This window comes from Paenibacillus sp. A3M_27_13 (assembly GCF_024213315.1).
Classification (GTDB): domain Bacteria; phylum Bacillota; class Bacilli; order Paenibacillales; family Paenibacillaceae; genus Paenibacillus; species Paenibacillus polymyxa_B.
Genome location: NZ_JANAVE010000006.1, coordinates 141,714 through 162,266 on the forward strand (window position 1 = coordinate 141,714; position 20,553 = coordinate 162,266).

Genomic DNA, 20,553 nt, shown 5'->3' on the forward strand with positions numbered 1-20,553 from the left:
TGTTTAAGGAATTATCAAGTCAAACACCGAATAGCTAATTAAGGGGATCAGCATAATCTATATATAGTATTTACAGAATCACCCAAACCAATTATACTGATAACAACACATACGGAAGCACCGTTGTGCAATCAGAAAGCATCGGTGATACCCTGCTGGCATACGCTGGTGGGGTATTTTTCTGTTTCCCGTTGAAAAGATATCAAATTAAACAGCTCAATTTCCGATATTATATTAATAATGCAGTGTATAATTTTATAAACCATACAGGGATTTAAATATGAAACTTATAAACTGTAATAGCGTAAAGGAATAATATAACATTTGGATTTTGAGTATGTTAGGAGGAAGTGTTTATATATGGGAGAACAAGCTATTTTGTGGATTTTTGTTATTGGTGCTTTTTCTGTTTTTTGTATAATACCGATTATAATGCAAACATGGGAAGACATGGACAACAAAAAGAAGCCTATTGTGACCCGTGTGGCTAAGGTACTTGATAAGCGAATGTACCAAAAGGAAGACAGTTCGATTAGATACTACTATTTTACCTGTGAATTTGAAGATGGAGAAAGGGGAGAATTTGAAGCACCTGAATCTGAATACGGAGTAACTATTGTTGGAGATAGAGTTATTGTACTTCAGCAAGGTACATTTTCAAAGGTCGAGAGAGTTGTTGGCAATTAATAAGCATTGAGGTTCTACTTGCGTACTGATAACAACACATTTTGAAGCGCCGTGGCACCCTATTGGCTAAGCTGGTAGGGTGTTTTCAAGTGTGTGAAAGCAATATTGTATGTATAATATTAACATACGTAAGGGTGATTGTATTGAGTATTAGAAGAGAAGTAGCGGAGGGTATTAGAGATTACAAAACTGCTGGTTTTGCAGAGGGGTTTGTTCTAGCTGAAATTTTGTTTCTGTGTGTAGTTACTGGTATATGGGCTGATAGAACTTGGTGGCCAGAGGGAGAATGGTGGGTTGGTGCTTGGGTTTTTATCGTGTGCCTACTTCTTCTTTTTGTTCCTGTAACATGTCTAATTATGACTGTTGTATTTGGTCTAGCTTGTGGCATAGCGGGCTGGATGATAGGTGACTATTTATTTGAGAATTTAGGTGCTTCTGTTGTAATTGCAATCATATCTGGAGTATTAGGGCTAATGATAAATATGGTAGGCTGTCCTAGATTTACTTCAAAGCGTTTAGCCCAAGAGTTTATTGATAAACTTTAAAAAATCTAGAGGGAGCGAAATTTATTCTATAGAATAACCATATATGCCTTCCTATTGTGATGCTATGTATAGCTTAAAAAAGCCAAATGATGAGATATTAAATGCTCCGCCTAAAGGGAAAGGAGCAACACTTAAAATAATGTACTTAGTATAAAGAAATTTATTTGGAATTTCTTATGGAGGGACAATTATGGGGTGGATTGTTTTATTAATTGTTATTGGATTAATAGTATGGGGATTTATTGCGTTAATGCGAAACGATGAGAAAAATGCTAAACAGCCAATAATAGTAAGAAATGCAACAGTGGTTGATAAGCGGGTACAATGGAGCGAAGGGAGCTCTTTAAAGTTTTATTATCTGACTTGTGAATTTGAAGACCTCGAACGTGAAGAAGTAAGTGTACCTGAAAAAAAGTATGGTCTATTTGTTGTTGGCGATGAGGTCAAGGTTACAAAGCAGGGAGACTGGGTACAGGCAGAACGTATCTTAAAGCGAAGTGATCAGAATGAACCACACATATAAAGTGTTAAAGTCGGATATAGAACTATTTGCAGCTGCATTAAGTCAAGCAAGAGTGTACGTTGTTCAGTCGTTGGATGAGGATTTGATAGATATCGTGGACTACGGCGGACCGGTCGAGAAATTCACACCGGAGTCGATCAAAATTAACGGATCTTATTTCTTCCGTAAGCAGTTTGAATTTAGAGTAGATGTGAAAAAGGACTCCGCTGGGTAACTAGCGAGTCTTTTTTTGTTTTGTGACAATCTATGCGATACTTCGACATGACAATTACTATAGGATAAGTAAGGCTAATTTACTTTGGAGGTGTCTTTTTGGAGCTATTTTTATTTATACTTAATATTTTAGTTATACTCCTTTCTATTGCTGGTGGAGTTCTTTTAATTGGATTAGTGTACCGAGGATATATACTGCTAGGTTTACTTATTGCTGAGAAAAAGAATAAGAATAACGAGAATGAAGAAAAAAATAGTGATTAACCACTCTCCACTAACCTTTGCGGTGAAGGGAGAATGTTTTTTGTTTTTATTATGCTTAAAATATGATTTTGACATTAGTTGCATAACATATTGACAGATGGTTAATTCTAGTGAAAAATGAAGTATCTTTTAAAAAATATGGAATTTTTATGCGAGAGGTGGGCATGGCATGAAGCATACACCTACGATTCGAGCAGAATTAGACAGATACCTACAACAAGAAGGTTTGAGCATGACGGAGTTTGGACATATAGCAGGTATGAATAGGGGAGCGGTAAGCGCCATTGTGTCAGGGAATAAGTCTATGTCTATTAACCAACTTGATCTAATTACTGAGGCTATGGGCTTACCAGAAGGTCACTTTTATGATCTGTTTATAGAAAACTTTATCATCGACCATCCCCCGAATATGAGGCGAATCGAGCCGTTTTTGTTTCGCTGTGCGGAATTGGGCAAGTTGGTTTGTTGAGCGATTGAATGAAATAGACCAACTTGACGCATTGAAGGACTTAGCGAATTTGTATCGTTCATTGTGTAAGTGGAACAAGGTCGATGAAATGGCAAGAAAAATGAGAGAAAAAGCGGAAATCCAATATGCAATTAAACATCAACAGAAGAAACGACAGTGTGACGAACCTGCTAAGAAGTTAAGTCGTCCCTTGTTTGTGTACATCACATATGCCGATTTACTATGTGCAAGTGTCTGCGAAGCCCAAGGCGATTATCAACAAGCTCTAGAATATACATATGCCTACACTGATTTAGATTGGGTATTGGAGACAGACGAAGATACTTTATATTGGCTAAATCTTTATAGGGATTGGGCGCAATGTAATAGTTACATTTATAAACTTTTGTCCGGTGATACAAGTGTGCTTCCAGATTATGTTGAATACATTGCCCAATCAAAAGTAGATAAAGAAATGGTAACTAAGATATTGAACTTACTGCTTGCAGCTAACCAGTATCAACTAGATATAGACGATATACTTAGACGTTTTGAAACTATAATTAATTCGTTTACTCAGAAGGTGCAGCCATCATCCGATATGTATACTAGTCAAGTTATACCAGAACAATATGCACGATTTGGATACGAGTTAGCTTATTATTATTTATATAGAGGATCATACGGTGATGGCTTTAAACATTTGATGTATGCAATGGTAAAGTCACATATAATAAATAACGAAACTTATTTTATAAACTGCATGGGGCTATTCGTGAAGTTTAGAACACATGCAGTTCCTGAGTTCAAAGAAGAGTTTTTAAATCTTATTGAAAAGGTGTGGTTAAACAATGTTGAGAAAAATGGTTCTTCTGATCGTCGCAGCTAGTTTTTTATTTATTGTGAGTGGGCCTAATCATGCTTATGACCAGCACCCTATTCAGCTTAATGCTACCGTTGGAGGTTCCTAAGCTTAGATAACAAAAAAGCTCTGCTAACCTTATGGTCGGCAGAGTTTTCTTCGTTACAGGAATTATCACACAATTCACCGAATAACTATCCTGAGGTGATCAGCATGAACCATACATATAAAGTGTTAAAGTCAGAAATAGAATTATTTGCAGCTGCATTAAACCAAACAAGAGTGTACGTTGTTCAGTCGTTGGGAGAGGATATGGTGTCGGTTGTAGACTATGGCGGAACTATAGAAAAGTTTTCGCCTGATTCGGTTAAGATTGCCGGAGCGTATTACATACGGAATCAGTTTGAATTTAGAGTAGATGTAAAGAAGAACTCCGCTGGTATGTAACCAATACGGAGTCCTTTGTTGTTTATTATTTAGTTGAATACTCACTTACTTCAAACGTAAGAATTTTGTTGAAGATTACGTAGTCTTTGCGGTTGCTGAATGGACCTTTGTTGTTATTGTGCTTATCAATGGAAAAGAATGAAGGACCTCTTCCGGCATCTTTAGCGTCATACCAGGCGATGAATGCGCTGAGTTCTTTTTTACTTAGATCGAATTCTTTATCGAATCCATTATCCATTGTTACAGTCAGAATAGCACGATCGCCAGTTGGTTGTGCTGGTTCGGTTGGCTCAGTAGGTTTGGACGGATCAGGGTCTGGTGTTGGGTCTGGATTTGGCGTCGGATCTACAGGCACGGGATTAGGATCTGGAGTTGGATTGGGTGTTGATGCGCCTGATTCTTGGTAAGGCAAAAATCCTTCAGGTACTGGATATTTAAAATCACTAGCCCCGAAATTAGCCGTAAATATAGTAGGGCCGTCTAATAGACCATTTCTTATCAATGGATGTATAGGAGTACCGACTAAAGAAGGGGTATACTTTGAAACACCCTGTGATATTCCGTTGTTGTAAAAGGTTATTGTATTATTCTCTAAATCTAAAGCAACCGATATAACATCATTTGCCTTGAAAACTTTCCCATAATCGTATTGACCGGTACCAAAGGAAGGGCTTGTGGGACCATAATTCCGTCCAGTGTTACTCTCGTAACTGATTTGTTTTTTCTTGTCTGAACTAGCGATTCCTATATTCCCAATTCCTTTATCAAGAGTTACTTCCCAATACCATTTCCCTGAGCTCTTTCCTACATTAGCAATATCGGTTTGATTCCATTGAGGAATTGTTTTTGTTAGAGACCCATCTGACCAGGTCACATTGGCAGTTTCTGCTTTTGTAACTGTAGGAAATAATGATAACACGGAAACTCCAATAAATAATGCTAACAAGATACTCCCAAACTTTTTGAACATTTTATTATTCATGACTTCCTCCTAAAATTATGTAAAAACAAACTGAATTATAAAACTCAATTATAGGAATGTCTAAACATTAATGTCTATATATTCAAATATAAGTTTAATAATGTATTTAAATTTTTAGAAAGCAACAAGGATCTACTGTTGTATATCTGGTACACCTTATTTTATTTCACGACAATTTACGTGATACTTCGACATGTCTCCCAATATAGTATTGAGAAGATTTAAATACTATGGAGGTGTCGTATGATAAAAGGATTTGTAAGAGGATTAATCGTATTTTTACTAGCCACTATTTTTTCCGTACAAGGTGTCTATGCTGAACCGACAGCAATGAGTCAGCAAGCAGCATCTGGGTATACGTTGGAGTTCCCAAGTTCACGTTACCCTGAAACCGGAGCACATATCAAAGATGCTATAGCAGTTGGACATTCAGCGGTATGTACAATTGATAGGGATGGAGCTGAGGAAAACAGGAAAGAGTCTCTAAAAGGTGTTCCGACTAAAAAAGGATATGACCGCGATGAATGGCCAATGGCAATGTGTGCTGAAGGTGGCGCAGGCGCTGATATCAGATACATAACCCCTAGCGATAACCGGGGAGCAGGATCATGGGTAAGTCACCAGCTAGATAAGTATGCTGATGGAACCAAGGTAAGATTTATAGTGAAATAAAGAAAAGGACTCATTCCAGCTTCTTAAACTGGTATGAGTCCTTTTTCTGAAAGTTATTTTTTTTCTCCTAACAAGCTGTACGATAATAAGGAGCCAGACAACATAAATATTAAGTTAAGATTTGAAGATAGATAATTTCCTGCTAAATAATAAATTATGACTAAAAGAGCGGGGATGAAGGCAAAAATAAAAACATTTTTTTTGAATACAAATTTCAAACTTCCAGTAAAAATTAACGAAAAGTATATCCCTAGTAATACGTATAAAATCCACTCATAAGTTAAATAAGGTTGATATTTGAAAGTAATTGACATTTGATTTTGGAAATATTCATCAAACACATTTATTAATTTCAAAAATAACATAAATCCTATAAACCATACAAATAATAATAATTTTTTCATTATTTTTCCTCCAAAAGGGTTGTTTTATTTATGCAATTGCTTAATAATAGTATCATAACATACAAAAGGAGGAAAATTAATGAAGAAAAAATTAATTATTTTGTCAGTTGTAGGAGCTCTTTTACTAGCGCCAACTTTTGCTTTCGCAGACTCAAGTTCTAACGTAGTCGACCTTGAGGGAAAAGCTACATACCAGGTGGACAAAGCTTTAAATGTAGAAGAAGTCATTGATCGTGCTAAAAAAGGAATCAGCGACTTGGATATTGGAAGTGCTGTAACAGAGTCTACTTACAATATTGATGGGAAAGAGTTTGATGTCAAAACATACAGAACAGCTAAGCTGGTAGGTAGAGAAGTTAACCAATCGTTAAGGATTTCCAATGTAAATGAAAGTAATGAGATGAATATCTACGCTATTTCTGCCGCTGCAGTGTATGATAGTTCAAGATCTGAATCAAAATCAGATGACAGTGTTTCAGTAACTACTTATTCGACTTTTTATATGGCAAAGTCTACTGATGAAAATGGTGTTTTTTATGGTAGTCTAGTAAGCGCAAATGGAGGCTGGAGAATAAATGACTATACCACTCCAGTTTCAATAACTGCAAAAAAATTTAGACTTGGACAAAATGGTATGATGAGAAATGGCCCTACAGATTCTCAATCGCAAGGTTTTGCTTTAGGCGCTGGTCCTGGTAGTTTTGATCACACTTTAAAATATGGTTGGAACCCAGTTGCATTAGGGCAGAAAGGGCTTTTCAAATCAATGATAGGGGTAATAACTGAAGCTGAGATAGTAGTTCACGGAAATAGCTCTAAACTAGTACTTATTAATACTTATGAATAATAAAGCTACCTAATATAAACTTGATTCTTTATGGGTTAGATTTTATATTAGGGGGGAATTTTAAGGGGATTTAGCGTGTCTTAAATGCTGAAGCTTCCTTTCCAATATCATCATTAGTAAAAAGCTCTGCTAACCTTAATTGGTCGGCAGAGCTTTTATGTTTCTAATAGGTCTGTGTTAGCTAGCATATATTTCGTTTTAGCTTCTTCATATAATTTGCCGAGGTTACGAAACTCTATTGTCGTCCTTTACCATGTTGAAAATATGTTTACTATTTAATATTTTTCGTATATATTAATATTTGGAAATTATTTTTTCACAAATATTTCCTACAAAACTAGATTAAATTAACAGAGGAGATTATTTCAATGAGCATTTCATTGAAAATAGAACGCAAATCCGGTGGTGAACCAATCGAGTTTGTAAAAGGTGAAATCATTGGCTTTACTTATAAGAATAATAGTTCCATAAAGCTTTCAGCTAAGTCTCCAAACTTGAATCATTCGCTACATATTCGAAGCAAAATTCCGCTTCATTCGCTTCCTTCAGTTGTAGACAATGCGGATAATTCCAACATGCTGTATACATGGGCAAACACAGAATATGAACCTGATACTGAGGATTACTATCGCAAATGTAATATCCAAATCGTTAGAAATGAAAACACAATCCGAGATATTACGTTTACACACGCTTATGTAGATAAGTATCAAGAACAGATTGATACCAGCAAAGAGATCCTTGAGTTTGAACTTGTTTTAAAACAAAAAGAAGATCAATTGGGAAAAATTCAATACAGTCCTCAGGTAGAACCTAAGGAAACAAGAGAAAAGGATCAGTCTGATGTCTCGCAAAAAGTACTGGAAGGTGCATATAGTAAGAATATGTTAGTGTATGCAGGAAATATTACTTTTCCGTTTGAAAATCCTATGGTAGAACTAGAAAAGACTTGGGTACGAGGCGTAGAGAAGGTAAAAGATTCGACAGACACTGTAATACATTATCCTGATCGTAAAGCATTTGCATTAGTAGCTGTTCCTATAGCTCGAAAGAAGTACGGGGACATCACAGCCAATTTACTTAAACATTCACTTGACTACAAACCAGGAAATTTACACTTTAACGAGTGGTCATATGAGGCGCAGCAAGTTAAAAAATCTAAAGATCACATCGCAATAGTTAATGATGACGTCAAAAAAGCTAATGGTAAAAAAGTTAAAAGTTTTTCTTATAATGGATCTGCGCAATTAGAAAGTGATAGAGATTTATATAATGCTTTTCACAACATGTATTATGAAATAAATGGGGATTACGTTGACGGGCAATGGAAAATTACTACAATATATTATGATAAATATAATTTCGAGTTTAATTTTAAACGAATGTTTACTGGGAACAACAAACTCGGTTGGGCTGCGGCCAATCTAACAAATATAATGGAATCATGGGGAACACTCAATGAGTATACGTCTTATGTAACAGTAACTGATACAAGAAAAGCCTGGAAGTGAGGTGTGAATTGCAGATGAAGTTTAGATATATCTTTATTTTGATCTTGGTCTCTCTACTAGTTATAACTACTACTATAATTTTTCTAGTAAATTTTGCGGATAATACGAACTATAAATACCCAGATGGCAAAGATACCGTAGAATATTTTGGTGACGGGACTTTTCAAATTTTGAGAGGGGGGCGGGACAACTGTTTAATACTTTATAATCATCTTGCTGCTCCAACGGAAAAAGCTGTTGATAATATTGTGTCATATAAGATAAAAAAAAATATCGTATATGTGGTTGGGGAAAATGGCTTCATCAAATTGGATTCAAGTACCAACACATACGAGCAAAAGAAACGGATTTCCGACTTTACTTCCGAAGATAGAGAAATATTCAATGAATTAATGGAAAAATAAAAGTAAAGTCTCCAGACCTACCTAGAGCTTTTTTGTGGTATAATCTGGATTGTGCGACAAAACGGCTATATAAGGCGGTCGGCTAATCTCCCGGAAGGGAGGTGATGCCTGTGGAGGTTAAGGATGCTCTGACATTAATGATGATGTTCGGTACGCTATTAGTAGCGCTAATCGGATTAATCGTTACAATTGTTATTGCATTGAACCAAAAGAAATAGACCGCCCTCTGCAAAGGTAAACGGTCTATTTCACTGACCCAAACTACAGCCGACCGCTCTTATAGCGGTTAGTCGTGCAGTCGGGATCGGTTGTGGCCGATCCCTTTTTCTATTCTTATGTTAGCATATCCATTTTATTCAGGCAATGGGGTTGCCTTTTTTGACTATAGTCAAATGTTATCTAAAATTACCAAGCCTCGGAGTATTCCGAGGTTTATTTTTTTGTCTTGCTGCCAATAATAATTTCTTGTAAGGAACATATGTTCGGGATATAATTTCTACATAACACATCAGGAGGCTACATAAATGTCTAAAAAATTAGAAGGTAATGGCTTGTGGGAAAGCAGCCGCATTATCATACCAGAACATAAAGAGGCTTATTTAAAGCTCATGCAGGATCGCCAGCGCCGTGGGAAACCGGAGTTGGATGACCAAGAGGTACAGTTAATTGAGCAGGCGCTAATAGAGTCCTACAACTCGCGCCAGCCTATCAGCGTGACCGTATTTAGCCCGTTTGACGACACGGTTATGACTGGTGTAGTTACGTCAATTAACACCGCCAGACGCGAAGTAAAACTGTTTCGGGGTGAGGATGATTTTAGTTGGATTAAGCTGGAGGATATTATATCGACAAATTTTTAAAATCTCTTGCTTACGTCATGCGCCCCTATATAATTAAGGTAGATTAATTATTTCAATCCACGCACTCACTTGGAGTGCGACCCCCGCACACACCAAACGGGCACGACTGGCGTATGAGATTTCAATCCACGCACTCACATGGAATGCGACAGCGAAAATGTAGTAATTCATACCCCAATGATATCAATTTCTTACATTGTCACAAAAACTGATGCCAAAAAGGCCTGGATTAACCCTTGATTTTTACTGAAGGTACTGATTCAGTTGCTTTTCGACAAATTTGGAGGTGCGAAGGACCCAGGGTTTTTATGGGAGCTTCACATTCGCACCATAATAAAACATTCACATTATCTAACGGCAGGTTTTTATGGCATCCCTGGAAGTAAAACTTACCTTTTTGCTACAAGATCAGCTCATCCCATACGAAAGTGTACTAAACCGTCGCCACCCTCCAAATCGCATAAAATATCCATTCCTCCACTTATCGGACCTTTTTATTTCGGATAAAGCGGCGCTCTCCAATCGTACGACCAGGAATGGAATCTTCAAAAGAGGGACGAGCTTATTACTTCAATCTACGCACTCACATGGAGTGCGACCCACCGCCCGATCCTGATGGCTCGGGTTATTGACATTTCAATCCACGCACTCACATGGAGTGCGACTTAATAATCAAATCATGTTGCGCCGTATAAAAAATTTCAATCCACGCACTCACATGGAGTGCGACTTTTATGGCCTTCATCGGTATTGACCGGGACATAAATTTCAATCCACGCACTCACATGGAGTGCGACAGCGAAAATGCAGTAATTCATACCCTAATGATATCAATTCCTCACATTATCGCAAAAACTGATGCCAAAAAGGCTTGGATCAACCATTGACTTTAACTGAGGGCAACTAATTTGGTTCCTTTTCGACAAATTTCGAGGTGCGAAAGACCCAGGGTTTTTATGTGCGCTTCACATTCGCACCAGAAATATCTATTAGTTTTGCAAGATCCTAAAACAGTGTGATATTAGCTTCTACACGTACAGATGCCGAATCTAAAAATGAAATGGGACAATAAAACCAAGACGTTTGCAGTTCCGTCTCCAAGAATTACCCGTGCTCCTCTCAGTGAGCTATGCGTCAATCCATGTGCTCATACTGCGACAAAATAAAAAAAGGAGCGACAGCCTGATGACAGCAATTATTTTAATCCACGCCCTCACATAGAGTGTGACAGCAAAAAACAACGTATCCAAAGATCTTCTAATCACTATTGTAGCGCACAGAAGTAAGTATGGTAACTAGATTATACTAAATTCTCTGATTAAACTTCACGTTTTGTACAATTTAGCGTGTACCAATCCATCACGCAGACGCTGCAAGGCGGGCGATACCACAAGATAAACATTTTCTTTAGTAAGCTGCGTCAGAGGGACTCCTGAATCTTGAAAAACAGCAGAGCGAACCAAATTCGAGGCGCTTCTGCTGTTTCTATTCTATTTCCGAGTGTCGCGTTTATGCTATAATTAATAGGACAAGGTAACCGGTGGGGAAAGACACGGCGAAGCTACCCGAAAGGGGGTGCTGCCGTGTCGTATCTTGAATTGTGTCTGAAGCTTTTGGATATTGTACTGAAGTTGGTCGGTATTATGACTGGCCTAATTACGTTAGTCAACGTCTATAAGCAAGGGCAAGACAAGAAAAACCACCGGGAATAGGTTTGGGAGCCTAGCTATCCGGTGGTTTTTCGTATCCGTATGAAATTCTCGCCGTGGTTGCCCACCGGCCTTTGTCGGGTAGCCGTGATGCGCTAACATCGCGGCTACTTTTATTTATATCCATTATACCACAAATTCATGAGTATGAAATGTTTGCTTATTTATGTCAGACGTTTTTTTATTCTTCCCAAAACTTTTTCCTGGAAACAAAGTGTTGAATTCGGCACGGCGCCCACGTACTTAATTTTATTGTTCTATCAAACGTGAATTTCCATTTTCTACTTTGACTTTGTAATTATCATCGCCATCGTCACGCAATCGCTGTAAGGTGGGCGAGGAATGACACGGGCTAAGCAACCCGAGAGGGGGTGCTGCCGTGTCGTCTCTTGGATTGTGTTTGAAGCTTTTGGATGTTGTACTGAAGCTGGTCGGTATTACAACTGGCCTAATTACGTTAGTCAACGTCTACAAGCAAGGGCGAGACAAGAAAAACCATCGGGAATAGGTTTGGGAACCTAGCTATCCAGTGGTTTTTCGTATCCGTATGAAATTCTCGTCGTGGTTGCCCACCGGCCTTTGTCGGTAGCTGTGATGCGCTAACATCGCGGCTACTTTTATTTATATCCATTATAGTACAAATTCATGAGGATGAAATGTCTGCTTATTTATGTAAGCACTTTTTATTACGTCCCAAAACTTTTTCCTGGGGACAAAGTGTAGCGATCCAAATATTGAGTTGAATTCGGCACAGCGACCACGTACTTAATTTTATTGGTTCTATTAAACGTGAATTTCCACTTTCTACTTTGACTTTTGTAATTATCATCGCCATCGACTACGGGCGGTTCCCGTGGGTCGCAATCTCGCTGGCCGTGTCGTTTGGTTTGTACGGCCTCGCAAAGAAGAAGATCGGACAAGACGATTCTGTAGGCTTGCTGTCGGAAACGGCTGTAATCCTGCCCAGGATCTATTTTGGCACCGTGGTAACGTCGCTGGCGCTGCTCTTTTTTGCCCGGGTAGCCACCCGGATCTCGTTGTCCAGGCCCGGATTCGTACAGTACATTGGGCCGACGATCATGTTGTTTCTGAGAGCGTATTCGTGTTTAAGGAATCGGCCTCGCGCTCATTGCCAGCCAGTTGGGTGTTTACTTCTCTCTACAGCAATTTCAATCCACGTTCCACATAGAGTGCGGCTACGTTTCCGGTTAGACTGGATTGCAATACACAGATTTCAAAATCCACCACTCATGTAGAGTGCGACGAAATACGGCCCACGTAAACCCAGCCTAAACAAGCATTTCAATCCACGCACTCACAGGGAGTGCGACATTCTCTTCTGCTAGTGTTTTGGCCCTCGCAATTGATTTCAATCCACGCACCCACATGGAGTGCGACGGGGAACTAACTACTATGAAATTCGAAGTCGGCAAATTTCAATCCACGCACCCACATGGAGTGCGACCGAATGCGTCGCTTTCTCTCTGTTATTTCTAAGGATTTCAATCCACGCACCCACATGGAGTGCGACTATCGAAGAGTTTAGCCAGCGTGTGTATGATTGGCGATTTCAATCCACGCACCCACATGGAGTGCGACTTTTGACTACGACATTATTGAGCAGAGTCTTTCTATAGTATTTCAATCCACGCACCCACATGGAGTGCGACTTAAACGCATATAATGCAATGACTGAATTAGTGGAATTTCAATCCACGCACCCACATGGAGTGCGACAGCGAAAATGTAGTAATTCATACCCTAATGATATCAATTTCTCACATTGTCGCAAAAACTGATGCCAAAAAGGCCTGGATCACCCCTTGATTTTTACTGAAGGTAACTGATTCAGTTGCTTTTCGACAAATTCCGAGGTGCGAAGGACCCGGGTTTTTTATGTGAGCTTCACATTCGCACCATAATAGAACATTCACATTATCTAACAGCGGGTGTTTATGGCATCCATGGAAGTAAAAATCATCTTTTTGCTATAAGATCAGCTCATCCCACACGGAAGTGTACTAAACCGTCGCCCATCCTCCATATCACATAAAATATCCGTTCCTCCACTTATCGGACCTCTTTATTTCGGATAAAACGGCGCTCCAATCGTGCGACCAGGTGACGGCTGCTCCATCATTGTCCACGCATTCATATAGAGTGCGACCGGGAATGGAAGCTTCAAAAGAGGGACGAGCTTATTACTTCAATCCACGCCCCCACATGGAGTGCGACGTAAAAAATCGCATAAAAATTAAGCGGATAACAACGTTTTAATCCACGGACTCACGTGGGGCGACCACTCATAATTAAAGAACTGAGCAAGCACTCATATAGAGTGCGACGAGCGGAGAAAAGGCACAGCTCTACTGAGAGCTGCATTATTTCAATCCACGCACCCGCATGGAGTGCGACTAATGCGGTCCTTATCCAAGCATATATGGCAGAATTTCAATCCACGCACTCACATGGAGTGCGACCAAACGGTTCGCGTCAGGCACATTCAACGGTCAATTTTAATCCACGCACTCACATGGAGTGCGACTTGCGATATGGTCCATGCTCATTGTCTTTTCTTACATGATTTCAATCCACGCACTCGAATAGAGTGCGACAACAAAAAACTACGTATCCAAGAGCCTTCTAATCTCTATTGTAGAGTACAACAGTAAATATGGTAACTAGATTATACTAAAATCACTGATTAAAGTTCAGTTTTGTTCACATTCAATGCGATTTTGACAAAATCTGAGGTGCGAATAACTCGGGGAAATCATGTGAGCTTGGCATTCGCACCAGGTATAGCTGCTATAATCAAGAAAAAAATAGCTAACCGAGTGGATGCAGAAGGGGCAATAAGATTTAATGCATGATAAGTATAAGTCTATAATATCCAGTTATCCATCCAACGCAAAAAAGTTAGTATCCTATTGATAGGTTAACCTAAGTGAAGCAAGCGAACATCTTAACGTTTAATGGTTAGAATGGGATATATTTTTTAATAGATACAAGCAGTATTAGGATATCGCCTCTCTACGTAACGCAATATAATATTTTTATTTTTTTGGAGCTACAATATAAAATAAGGGTTAAAACTATTGCAATGATTTCAAAAAGCATCTAAGTAGACTAGTCCGGGGGGAATAGCCTGGCCTAGTCCTAACCTCGTAATTACGAAAAGCTGTGGACCAGAATTGAAGAAGGTAAGCCGCATCATGAACCGGTACGCTAATGTCATTTTTCCGGATGGAAGGATGCCTGTAATCCGAAAAAGGAGTAAGGTCAGAATAGATCATGCTGGCGGATACCGGACAACATTTGGCCATTTGTCGGCTATTGAGGTTGTTCGTATGCTAATGGGAAACTTTTGTTTTTGTGACTATATTATTTTAAGGTGAGGGTATGAGAATGGCTATTTGTTTAAACTACGAGTTAGTTAAAATAAGAGGAACCGTTGCTGAGTATAGATTTGGAAATTGCTTGAGTGATTTAGATGGAATTTTTGAGATTGATCTACCTAAGTTGATAGGTGGGGAAATATCGATGGAAGCACCCATCAGTGAAGTAGTTAGACTAAAGAATATCAGCCAATCTCAAGCTATGGCCAACAGAGTATTTGGAAAAATATATAAGCACTTTCTTGAACATAACGAATACCCTTCTAAGGGTGGATATTACGCATAAATTTATTGATTTAATGGGAGACGATAGTTCAAATAATTTATAAGACTTCCGGCATGATTCGGCAGTCTATTCAGCTAATAGGCGGGTTAGTTTCAATATGTTATAGTATGCAGGTGTACAGCTCATCGAATGATTTTCTTAACTAAGGAGCTTATCAAGAATGCCTTATCCGATGGTCCATTTAGCGACAGCTTTAGAACTTTGCTCACGTACTCCATCTTCTTAGTTTCTTAATTGGGAGTATTGCTCCAGATGCTGTCTATGTAAGGGGGAATGTGACAAAAAGCGAAAAGGGTATTACACATTTTGTTTGTGAAGATAGATTTCCTAGTAGTGAGAAACTTAAGGAAAGATGCCAATATTATTTAAACTACAATGTTGATACTAACTGGACAGAGTACATACTAGGGTATTTTGCTCATAGCGGTTTGTTATAGTACTTGTTTATTGCATATTTTTCATCATACGTTATAAGAAAAATTAAAACAAACTAAAGAGTTGGCTTTTGTTTAAATAAAATTACCAGCGTAATCTTTATCGGATTAGGATTAAAGTTACTTCGTATAAAGGCTCCTTATTAAACATGAATAACACACATTCTTATATGTAGTTCGCTAAGCTAACGTAGAACGCTAGTTGAAATCTGTTCATTGAGAGGAAGGTTACATAAATGAAAAACAAAGTTATGAAGATTATTGCTCCCACTGCATCTATTTTACTTATTATTGGCGTTTCAAGTTCCTTGAAAAATAATGTTGATTTAAAATCCAAAGAAGAATATGGAATCTTCGAAAGCAGTCCTGATGCACTCGAAGATACACTAACTTGGGATTTAGCGGGTGATAAAGTGGACCCTGAAAAAGATTATTCTGTGATAGTTGGATATCCACATATTAAACTTAATGCAAAAAATACTGGAGCACACTCTTTTAGGGTCGAAGTACAGCACAACAGCAAGAATACGGTTATTTTTAATGCAAGCGTTGCAGCAGAGGCAACAGTAGAACTTGTAAATAATGATAATATGCCACTTGTTCCTTCAGGCGCTTATACAGTGACTATTTACGGTGGGACAGGTCTACCAAAAGGACAAGTTCTTCTTACACAGTCAAAAGCACCATATTGATGAGGCAGAATTTGTTCCTACCAAAAGTCGAGTTGTCGAGGTACAAGAACATGTCCCATTGAATGTCGCTATTTTAGCGGCTTTTTTATTTTATCGGTACAAGTTTTTGTCCCGAGCGAAGGACAAGAACTTGTACCGATTACCGATTAGATATACATTTAAATAAGTTACTTTAGCTCATTAAGCTAACGGGCAGAATAGTTCAATTTGAGTGTCTAATTTAGGTAATGAGTATTATCGATACTGTACGTGCTTGGAAAAATTTAATAAAAATACAAAAGTGTATGATATTAATTTGAATTACTCTAGGAGACAGAGAATATATGCAAAAATCTGCAAATCGTTTGATAGCCAAAATCGCCGGCATCTTTGTACTGCCACCGTTGCTCATCATAGGGTTAATAATTTGGGCAGGAAACATTCTTGATCCTTTACCACCAACCATAAAACACGGTGAATTTCCGTTTGAATTAAAATATGAAATGAACGGAAAAAAATATGACGTAAGTGATACCGTTGTTTGCGATTTTTCTAACATTTCTACGGACGCAGGGGGATTCGGTAAGATTAGACGGTGGAATGAACATTTAAAAAGTGGAACGCGTAGGATCACTATATTGAGTGATATTAATATACGTTCAATCATCAAACCCGATAGGATTGATTCGGAAATTGAGATATATTACAATTACGGATCTGCAACATATTTTATGGGTGATCCAGACGGCTCGGTATCTGAAAAACCACAAATAGAATATATCGAAACTTATAGTGAACGCCCAAACGTGATCGTTACTGATGCTACACCACTCTCTGCCGAACAATTACAAACAAACTTTGGGATTAAAATAATAAACTACAGTGACAGTCCTCCGATCAAAAATACATTTAAATAATTTAAGGGATACTATAGCACCATTGTTGCGAAGAGATTTCATAACACGAATTGAAAATATTGCTGCGCTAACGAGGAACGCTAGTTCAATAAATAGGCTTTTACCACTTTTGAGCAACATGCTAAAATACCGTAGTACCAGTTAACCTCTAAGTCTAATGTGGAGCTTAGAAAGGCTTCTATAAAGTATTTGTGGTAACTGGTACCGTATTAGAAGGAATTAGCCCTTAATAGGCGTATATATAATTGTGCAGTGACCTCTCAGGGAACAACCGCCCAGAATAGGTTGGAGCCGGCAGGACATCCTCCTGGACTTCTTTAACAGAAATGAGGCGCTCCATATTTTTGGCGCTGCACATTTGATGATTATTCAACCTGTCGAAATGACAGGTTTTTTTGCGTAGAAAAATACAGAACTTAATAGATAAAGCAGGAAATTGTTTTCCTTCTGGGTCATATTTCAATCCACGCACTCACGTGGAGTGCGACGACAGCGAAAATGTGGTAATTCATACCCTAATGATATCAATTCCTCACATTATCGCAAAAACTGATGCCAAAAAGGCTTAGATCAACCATTGACTTTAACTGAGGGTAACTGATCAGTTGCTTTTCGACAAATTTCGAGGTGCGAAAGACCCGGGGTTTTTATGTGAGCTTCACATTCGCACCATAATAGAACATTCACATATCTAACGGCGGGTGTTTATGGCATCCATGGAAGTAAAAATCACCTTTTTGCTACAAGATCAGCTCATCCCACACGGAAGTGTACTAAACCGTCGTCCACTCTCCAAATCGCATAAAATATCCGTTCCTCCACTTATCGGACCTCTTTATTTTGGATAAAGCGGCGCTCTCCAATCGTACGACCAGGTGACGGTTGCTCCATCATGGTCCACGCACTCACATGGAGTGCGACTATTGCAGACATGATGCTTGACGGCCTGCTTTGTATTTCAATCTACGCCCTCATATAGAGTGCGACGCAGCCGCAATGAAGAGACTTGTTTGTTCTCAATATTTCAATCCACACACTCATATAGAATGCGACACGTCTCCTAGCTTGCCAAAGATTCGGGCGCTGGCTAAAATTTCAATCCACGCACTCATATAGAGTGCGACGCAACCATGACCAGGGATGAAGTAATAGCTAAATGATTTCAATCCACGCACTCATATAGAGTGCGACGACCAAGCCAAAGCCACAGAGCAACGCATAGTCATTTCAATCCACGCACTCATATAGAGTGCGACTTCGTTCAAAGGGCAAGCCACACCGGAACAAACAATTTCAATCCACGCACTCATATAGAGTGCGACAAGGTGAGGTGAACGGTGCGGAACCGGAGCGAAGCATTTCAATCCACGCACTCATATAGAGTGCGACCGTAAAAATACGGACGAAATTTTGAGCACTGTTAGATTTCAATCCACGCACTCATATAGAGTGCGACAGCAAAAAACTACGTATCCAAGAGCCTTTATCTCTATTGTAGCGTACAACAGTAAGTATGGTAACTAGATTATACTAAAATCACTGATTAAAGTTCAGGTCTTGTTCACATTCAATGCGATTTCGACAAATTCTGAGGTGCGAATAACTCGGGGAAATCATGTGAGCTTGGCATTCGCACCAGGTATAGCTGCTAATCTATAATCAAGAAAAAAACAGCTAACCGAATGGATGCAGAAGGGTCAATAAGATTAATGCATGATAAGTATAAGTCTAAAAATCCAGTTATCCATCCAACGCCAAAAAGTTGGTATCCTGTTGATAGGTTACCCTAAGTGAAGCAAGCGAACGACTTGATGTTTTAATCATAGTATGCCACTTGTTCGTTCAGGCGCTTATACAGTGACTATTTACGGTGAGACGGGTCTACCCAAAGGATAAGTTCTTCTTACACAGTCAAACGCACCCTATTCAAGAGGCAGAATTTGTTCCGATCAAAGTCAAGTTGTCGAGGTACAAGAACACGGCTCATTGAAATCGGTACAAGTTTTTGTCTCGAGCGAAGGATAAGAACTTGTACCGATTACCGATTAGATATACATTTAAATAAGTTACTTTAGCTCATTAAGCTAACAGGCAGGATAGTTCAACATGCAAAAGGGGAAAGGTATATATGTGGAGAATGTATTTATTCAAGTAATTAAATTAAGAGAAAAGAGTGAGTGAAAAATTATTAAGGGCAGGAACTACTTATTTCTCGCTATTAGAGCGGCAAATCCTTTATTACAGTGACTAAAAATCTTCGTCCCCTGATAGTCATCTCCAGGCTTTCGATTTATGAAATCGATCCGATTAGCTGGTGATTTTAAGGTGGAATTCATAGTGTGTAGTGTGAAATCGCCCGGAGGCTCGTTATTTCCTTACTATTACAAAGGTGCTCAAAGTATGATGTTCAGTTAATACATGAACTAGCTTGGATTGTTACTAAAATAGAGATGAATAAGAATTAATAGCAATATAGTAGGAGTGTGTAAAATGAATCTAAAAGAAAAGTTGATATTGATAAAAGCAAATGACTACCAAGCTCCTTCTGATACATCCCAATTGATACAAGGGATGATGAATAACATCGGTTCTTTAGATGCCCAATTACGTGATGAACTAATTTATACAACCTTATCCAATTGGATTCCTGGTAATGCTCTAACTGCAAACGAACTGGAACAACTCCTACCCGTTGTTTTGGATAAAAACCATTTGCTTTTCAGGCTTGGTGAAATAAATACAGACTCTGTCTTCACTAGATCATTCTCTATGCTAGTTATACCACTTCTCCTTATGAGGCATAGGGAATTACCGTTTCTCTCAAGAGAGCATATTCATCAGATCAAAGAGAAAGTATTTTATAATATACATAAGGAGCGAGATTACCGTGGGTATGATGAAGAAAAAGGATGGGCTCATGCCATAGCTCATGCAGCAGATGCTTTGGACGATTTGGCCCAATGTTCCGAACTGGACAAAAAAGACCTTTTAACCATCCTCGATTTAGTTTATGAAAAGATGACCGTTACAGATCGAGTTTACTCCGATGGGGAAGATGAAAGAATGGTGAAATCCGTAATTAGTGTTTTAAATAGAAAAATACTTAGTCAGACCTATGTGGAGAAATGGATCCAAAGTTTTGGTGACGTGGAGAAAAATCCAGAATTCCTTCATGCCTTTAAGCAAAAAAATAATATAAAGAACTTCTTGAAAAGTTTATACTTTCGAGTTAAATTTCACAAAGTAGATGCCGAACTTTGTCCAACTATCGAGCATACATTATATAAAGTAGAACAAGTATACTATTCCTAGTTAAGAATAAAGTGAGGGGAACGCCCTCTCACTTGTTCGTCTCACGTCAAGTGCAGTAAAAACAATAGCCCACAGAGGACACTTCATCTCCATATTGTTCACAGTTGATTTGATTGGTGGTTCAGATAAATCTCCATTGTTCAAGACGTAAAGTTAT

The 20,553-nt window shown here is 38.6% G+C and carries 20 protein-coding genes, 3 pseudogenes and 2 CRISPR repeat arrays; of the genes and pseudogenes, 21 read left to right on the top strand and 2 right to left on the bottom strand.

Translation table 11 applies throughout. The features are described from left to right. Nucleotides 1-360: 360 nt before the first annotated feature. From NLX82_RS19850 to NLX82_RS19880, 7 genes and pseudogenes are all read left to right on the top strand, one after another. Nucleotides 361-687 carry a DUF2500 family protein gene (locus NLX82_RS19850; RefSeq protein ID WP_254348879.1) on the top strand — a complete coding sequence of 109 codons (327 nt, stop codon included), beginning with the start codon at nt 361-363 and terminating at the stop codon, nt 685-687. Nucleotides 688-830: 143 nt separating this feature from the next. Further along, a complete protein-coding gene (locus NLX82_RS19855) occupies nt 831-1,232 on the top strand; it encodes a hypothetical protein (RefSeq protein WP_254348880.1) in 402 nt (133 codons plus the stop codon). Nucleotides 1,233-1,422: 190 nt separating this feature from the next. Then, the gene (locus NLX82_RS19860) at nt 1,423-1,755 is read left to right on the top strand and encodes a DUF2500 domain-containing protein (protein WP_254348881.1); all 333 of its coding nucleotides are present in this window, start codon (nt 1,423-1,425) and stop codon (nt 1,753-1,755) included. Continuing rightward, the gene (locus NLX82_RS19865; protein ID WP_254348882.1) at nt 1,739-1,969 is read left to right on the top strand and encodes a hypothetical protein; all 231 of its coding nucleotides are present in this window, start codon (nt 1,739-1,741) and stop codon (nt 1,967-1,969) included. The genes NLX82_RS19860 and NLX82_RS19865 overlap by 17 nt, the downstream gene beginning before the upstream one ends. A 98-nt stretch (nt 1,970-2,067) precedes the next feature. Beyond that, entirely contained in the window at nt 2,068-2,232 is a 165-nt protein-coding gene (locus NLX82_RS19870; protein WP_254348883.1) for a hypothetical protein, read from the top strand. 169 nt (nt 2,233-2,401) lie between these two features. Next, a pseudogene (locus NLX82_RS19875) lies at nt 2,402-3,569 on the top strand (hypothetical protein). A 186-nt stretch (nt 3,570-3,755) separates the two neighbouring features. Beyond that, the gene (locus NLX82_RS19880) at nt 3,756-3,989 is read left to right on the top strand and encodes a hypothetical protein (protein ID WP_254348884.1); all 234 of its coding nucleotides are present in this window, start codon (nt 3,756-3,758) and stop codon (nt 3,987-3,989) included. 25 nt (nt 3,990-4,014) lie between these two features. On the opposite strand, the gene NLX82_RS19885 is transcribed toward NLX82_RS19880, so the two are convergent. Continuing rightward, entirely contained in the window at nt 4,015-4,971 is a 957-nt protein-coding gene (locus NLX82_RS19885; protein WP_254348885.1) for an SPRY domain-containing protein, read from the bottom strand. Between the two features lie 243 nt (nt 4,972-5,214). Here NLX82_RS19885 and NLX82_RS19890 point away from each other — a divergent pair, with 243 nt between their 5' ends. After that, nucleotides 5,215-5,643, top strand: a complete 429-nt coding sequence (locus NLX82_RS19890; RefSeq protein WP_302055903.1) for a NucA/NucB deoxyribonuclease domain-containing protein — start codon at nt 5,215-5,217, stop codon at nt 5,641-5,643. A 53-nt stretch (nt 5,644-5,696) separates the two neighbouring features. Here the strand turns inward: NLX82_RS19890 and NLX82_RS19895 are convergent, their stop codons facing one another. Then, on the bottom strand, nt 5,697-6,047 hold the full coding sequence (locus tag NLX82_RS19895) for a hypothetical protein (RefSeq protein WP_254348886.1): 351 nt from the start codon (nt 6,045-6,047) through the stop codon (nt 5,697-5,699). A gap of 79 nt (nt 6,048-6,126) precedes the next feature. Here NLX82_RS19895 and NLX82_RS19900 point away from each other — a divergent pair, with 79 nt between their 5' ends. The 13 genes and pseudogenes from NLX82_RS19900 (at nt 6,127) to NLX82_RS19945 (ending at nt 20,396) form a co-directional block, all read left to right on the top strand. After that, nucleotides 6,127-6,894 carry a hypothetical protein gene (locus NLX82_RS19900; RefSeq protein WP_254348887.1) on the top strand — a complete coding sequence of 256 codons (768 nt, stop codon included), beginning with the start codon at nt 6,127-6,129 and terminating at the stop codon, nt 6,892-6,894. 368 nt (nt 6,895-7,262) lie between these two features. After that, entirely contained in the window at nt 7,263-8,405 is a 1,143-nt protein-coding gene (locus NLX82_RS19905; protein ID WP_254348888.1) for a hypothetical protein, read from the top strand. A 14-nt stretch (nt 8,406-8,419) separates the two neighbouring features. Beyond that, the gene (locus NLX82_RS19910) at nt 8,420-8,809 is read left to right on the top strand and encodes a hypothetical protein (RefSeq protein ID WP_179085968.1); all 390 of its coding nucleotides are present in this window, start codon (nt 8,420-8,422) and stop codon (nt 8,807-8,809) included. A gap of 110 nt (nt 8,810-8,919) precedes the next feature. Then, on the top strand, nt 8,920-9,027 hold the full coding sequence (locus NLX82_RS19915; RefSeq protein ID WP_254348986.1) for a putative holin-like toxin: 108 nt from the start codon (nt 8,920-8,922) through the stop codon (nt 9,025-9,027). Between the two features lie 306 nt (nt 9,028-9,333). Next, on the top strand, nt 9,334-9,669 hold the full coding sequence (locus NLX82_RS19920) for a YolD-like family protein (RefSeq protein ID WP_254348889.1): 336 nt from the start codon (nt 9,334-9,336) through the stop codon (nt 9,667-9,669). A 1,583-nt stretch (nt 9,670-11,252) separates the two neighbouring features. Continuing rightward, complete coding sequence (locus tag NLX82_RS27625; protein ID WP_302055905.1) at nt 11,253-11,381, top strand: hypothetical protein; 129 nt, start codon at nt 11,253-11,255, stop codon at nt 11,379-11,381. 376 nt (nt 11,382-11,757) lie between these two features. After that, entirely contained in the window at nt 11,758-11,886 is a 129-nt protein-coding gene (locus tag NLX82_RS27630; RefSeq protein WP_302055906.1) for a hypothetical protein, read from the top strand. 310 nt (nt 11,887-12,196) lie between these two features. Then, nucleotides 12,197-12,567 (top strand): annotated as a pseudogene (locus NLX82_RS19925) (EamA family transporter RarD); the annotation flags it as partial. Nucleotides 12,568-12,677: 110 nt separating this feature from the next. Then, nucleotides 12,678-13,116: a CRISPR direct-repeat array (repeat unit 32 nt; unit sequence ATTTCAATCCACGCACCCACATGGAGTGCGAC). 1,664 nt (nt 13,117-14,780) lie between these two features. Continuing rightward, nucleotides 14,781-15,062, top strand: coding sequence for a hypothetical protein (locus NLX82_RS19930; protein ID WP_254348891.1), 282 nt, complete (start codon nt 14,781-14,783; stop codon nt 15,060-15,062). Between the two features lie 440 nt (nt 15,063-15,502). Continuing rightward, nucleotides 15,503-15,643, top strand: a pseudogene (locus NLX82_RS27940) (LysE family translocator); the annotation flags it as partial. 89 nt (nt 15,644-15,732) lie between these two features. Beyond that, the gene (locus tag NLX82_RS19935) at nt 15,733-16,188 is read left to right on the top strand and encodes a hypothetical protein (RefSeq protein ID WP_254348892.1); all 456 of its coding nucleotides are present in this window, start codon (nt 15,733-15,735) and stop codon (nt 16,186-16,188) included. A 323-nt stretch (nt 16,189-16,511) separates the two neighbouring features. Further along, the gene (locus tag NLX82_RS19940) at nt 16,512-17,084 is read left to right on the top strand and encodes a hypothetical protein (protein WP_254348893.1); all 573 of its coding nucleotides are present in this window, start codon (nt 16,512-16,514) and stop codon (nt 17,082-17,084) included. Nucleotides 17,085-18,039: 955 nt separating this feature from the next. After that, nucleotides 18,040-18,540: a CRISPR direct-repeat array (repeat unit 32 nt; unit sequence ATTTCAATCCACGCACTCATATAGAGTGCGAC). A 1,034-nt stretch (nt 18,541-19,574) separates the two neighbouring features. After that, nucleotides 19,575-20,396: a DUF2785 domain-containing protein gene (locus NLX82_RS19945; RefSeq protein WP_254348894.1), complete on the top strand. Its 822-nt coding sequence runs from the start codon at nt 19,575-19,577 to the stop codon at nt 20,394-20,396. Nucleotides 20,397-20,553 lie beyond the last annotated feature (157 nt).

Excerpts from the sequence above, each read along its gene's own strand:
- NLX82_RS19885 (WP_254348885.1), bottom strand. The coding sequence starts at position 4,971 with ATGAATAATAAAATGTTCAAAAAGTTTGGGAGTATCTTGTTAGCATTA.
- NLX82_RS19910 (WP_179085968.1), top strand. The coding sequence starts at position 8,420 with ATGAAGTTTAGATATATCTTTATTTTGATCTTGGTCTCTCTACTAGTT.
- NLX82_RS19930 (WP_254348891.1), top strand. The coding sequence starts at position 14,781 with ATGAGAATGGCTATTTGTTTAAACTACGAGTTAGTTAAAATAAGAGGA.
- NLX82_RS19905 (WP_254348888.1), top strand. The coding sequence starts at position 7,263 with ATGAGCATTTCATTGAAAATAGAACGCAAATCCGGTGGTGAACCAATC.
- NLX82_RS19900 (WP_254348887.1), top strand. The coding sequence starts at position 6,127 with ATGAAGAAAAAATTAATTATTTTGTCAGTTGTAGGAGCTCTTTTACTA.
- NLX82_RS19860 (WP_254348881.1), top strand. The coding sequence starts at position 1,423 with ATGGGGTGGATTGTTTTATTAATTGTTATTGGATTAATAGTATGGGGA.
- NLX82_RS19890 (WP_302055903.1), top strand. The coding sequence starts at position 5,215 with ATGATAAAAGGATTTGTAAGAGGATTAATCGTATTTTTACTAGCCACT.
- NLX82_RS19945 (WP_254348894.1), top strand. The coding sequence starts at position 19,575 with ATGAATCTAAAAGAAAAGTTGATATTGATAAAAGCAAATGACTACCAA.
- NLX82_RS19935 (WP_254348892.1), top strand. The coding sequence starts at position 15,733 with ATGAAAAACAAAGTTATGAAGATTATTGCTCCCACTGCATCTATTTTA.
- NLX82_RS19865 (WP_254348882.1), top strand. The coding sequence starts at position 1,739 with ATGAACCACACATATAAAGTGTTAAAGTCGGATATAGAACTATTTGCA.
- NLX82_RS19940 (WP_254348893.1), top strand. The coding sequence starts at position 16,512 with ATGCAAAAATCTGCAAATCGTTTGATAGCCAAAATCGCCGGCATCTTT.
- NLX82_RS19850 (WP_254348879.1), top strand. The coding sequence starts at position 361 with ATGGGAGAACAAGCTATTTTGTGGATTTTTGTTATTGGTGCTTTTTCT.
- NLX82_RS19895 (WP_254348886.1), bottom strand. The coding sequence starts at position 6,047 with ATGAAAAAATTATTATTATTTGTATGGTTTATAGGATTTATGTTATTT.
- NLX82_RS19880 (WP_254348884.1), top strand. The coding sequence starts at position 3,756 with ATGAACCATACATATAAAGTGTTAAAGTCAGAAATAGAATTATTTGCA.
- NLX82_RS19920 (WP_254348889.1), top strand. The coding sequence starts at position 9,334 with ATGTCTAAAAAATTAGAAGGTAATGGCTTGTGGGAAAGCAGCCGCATT.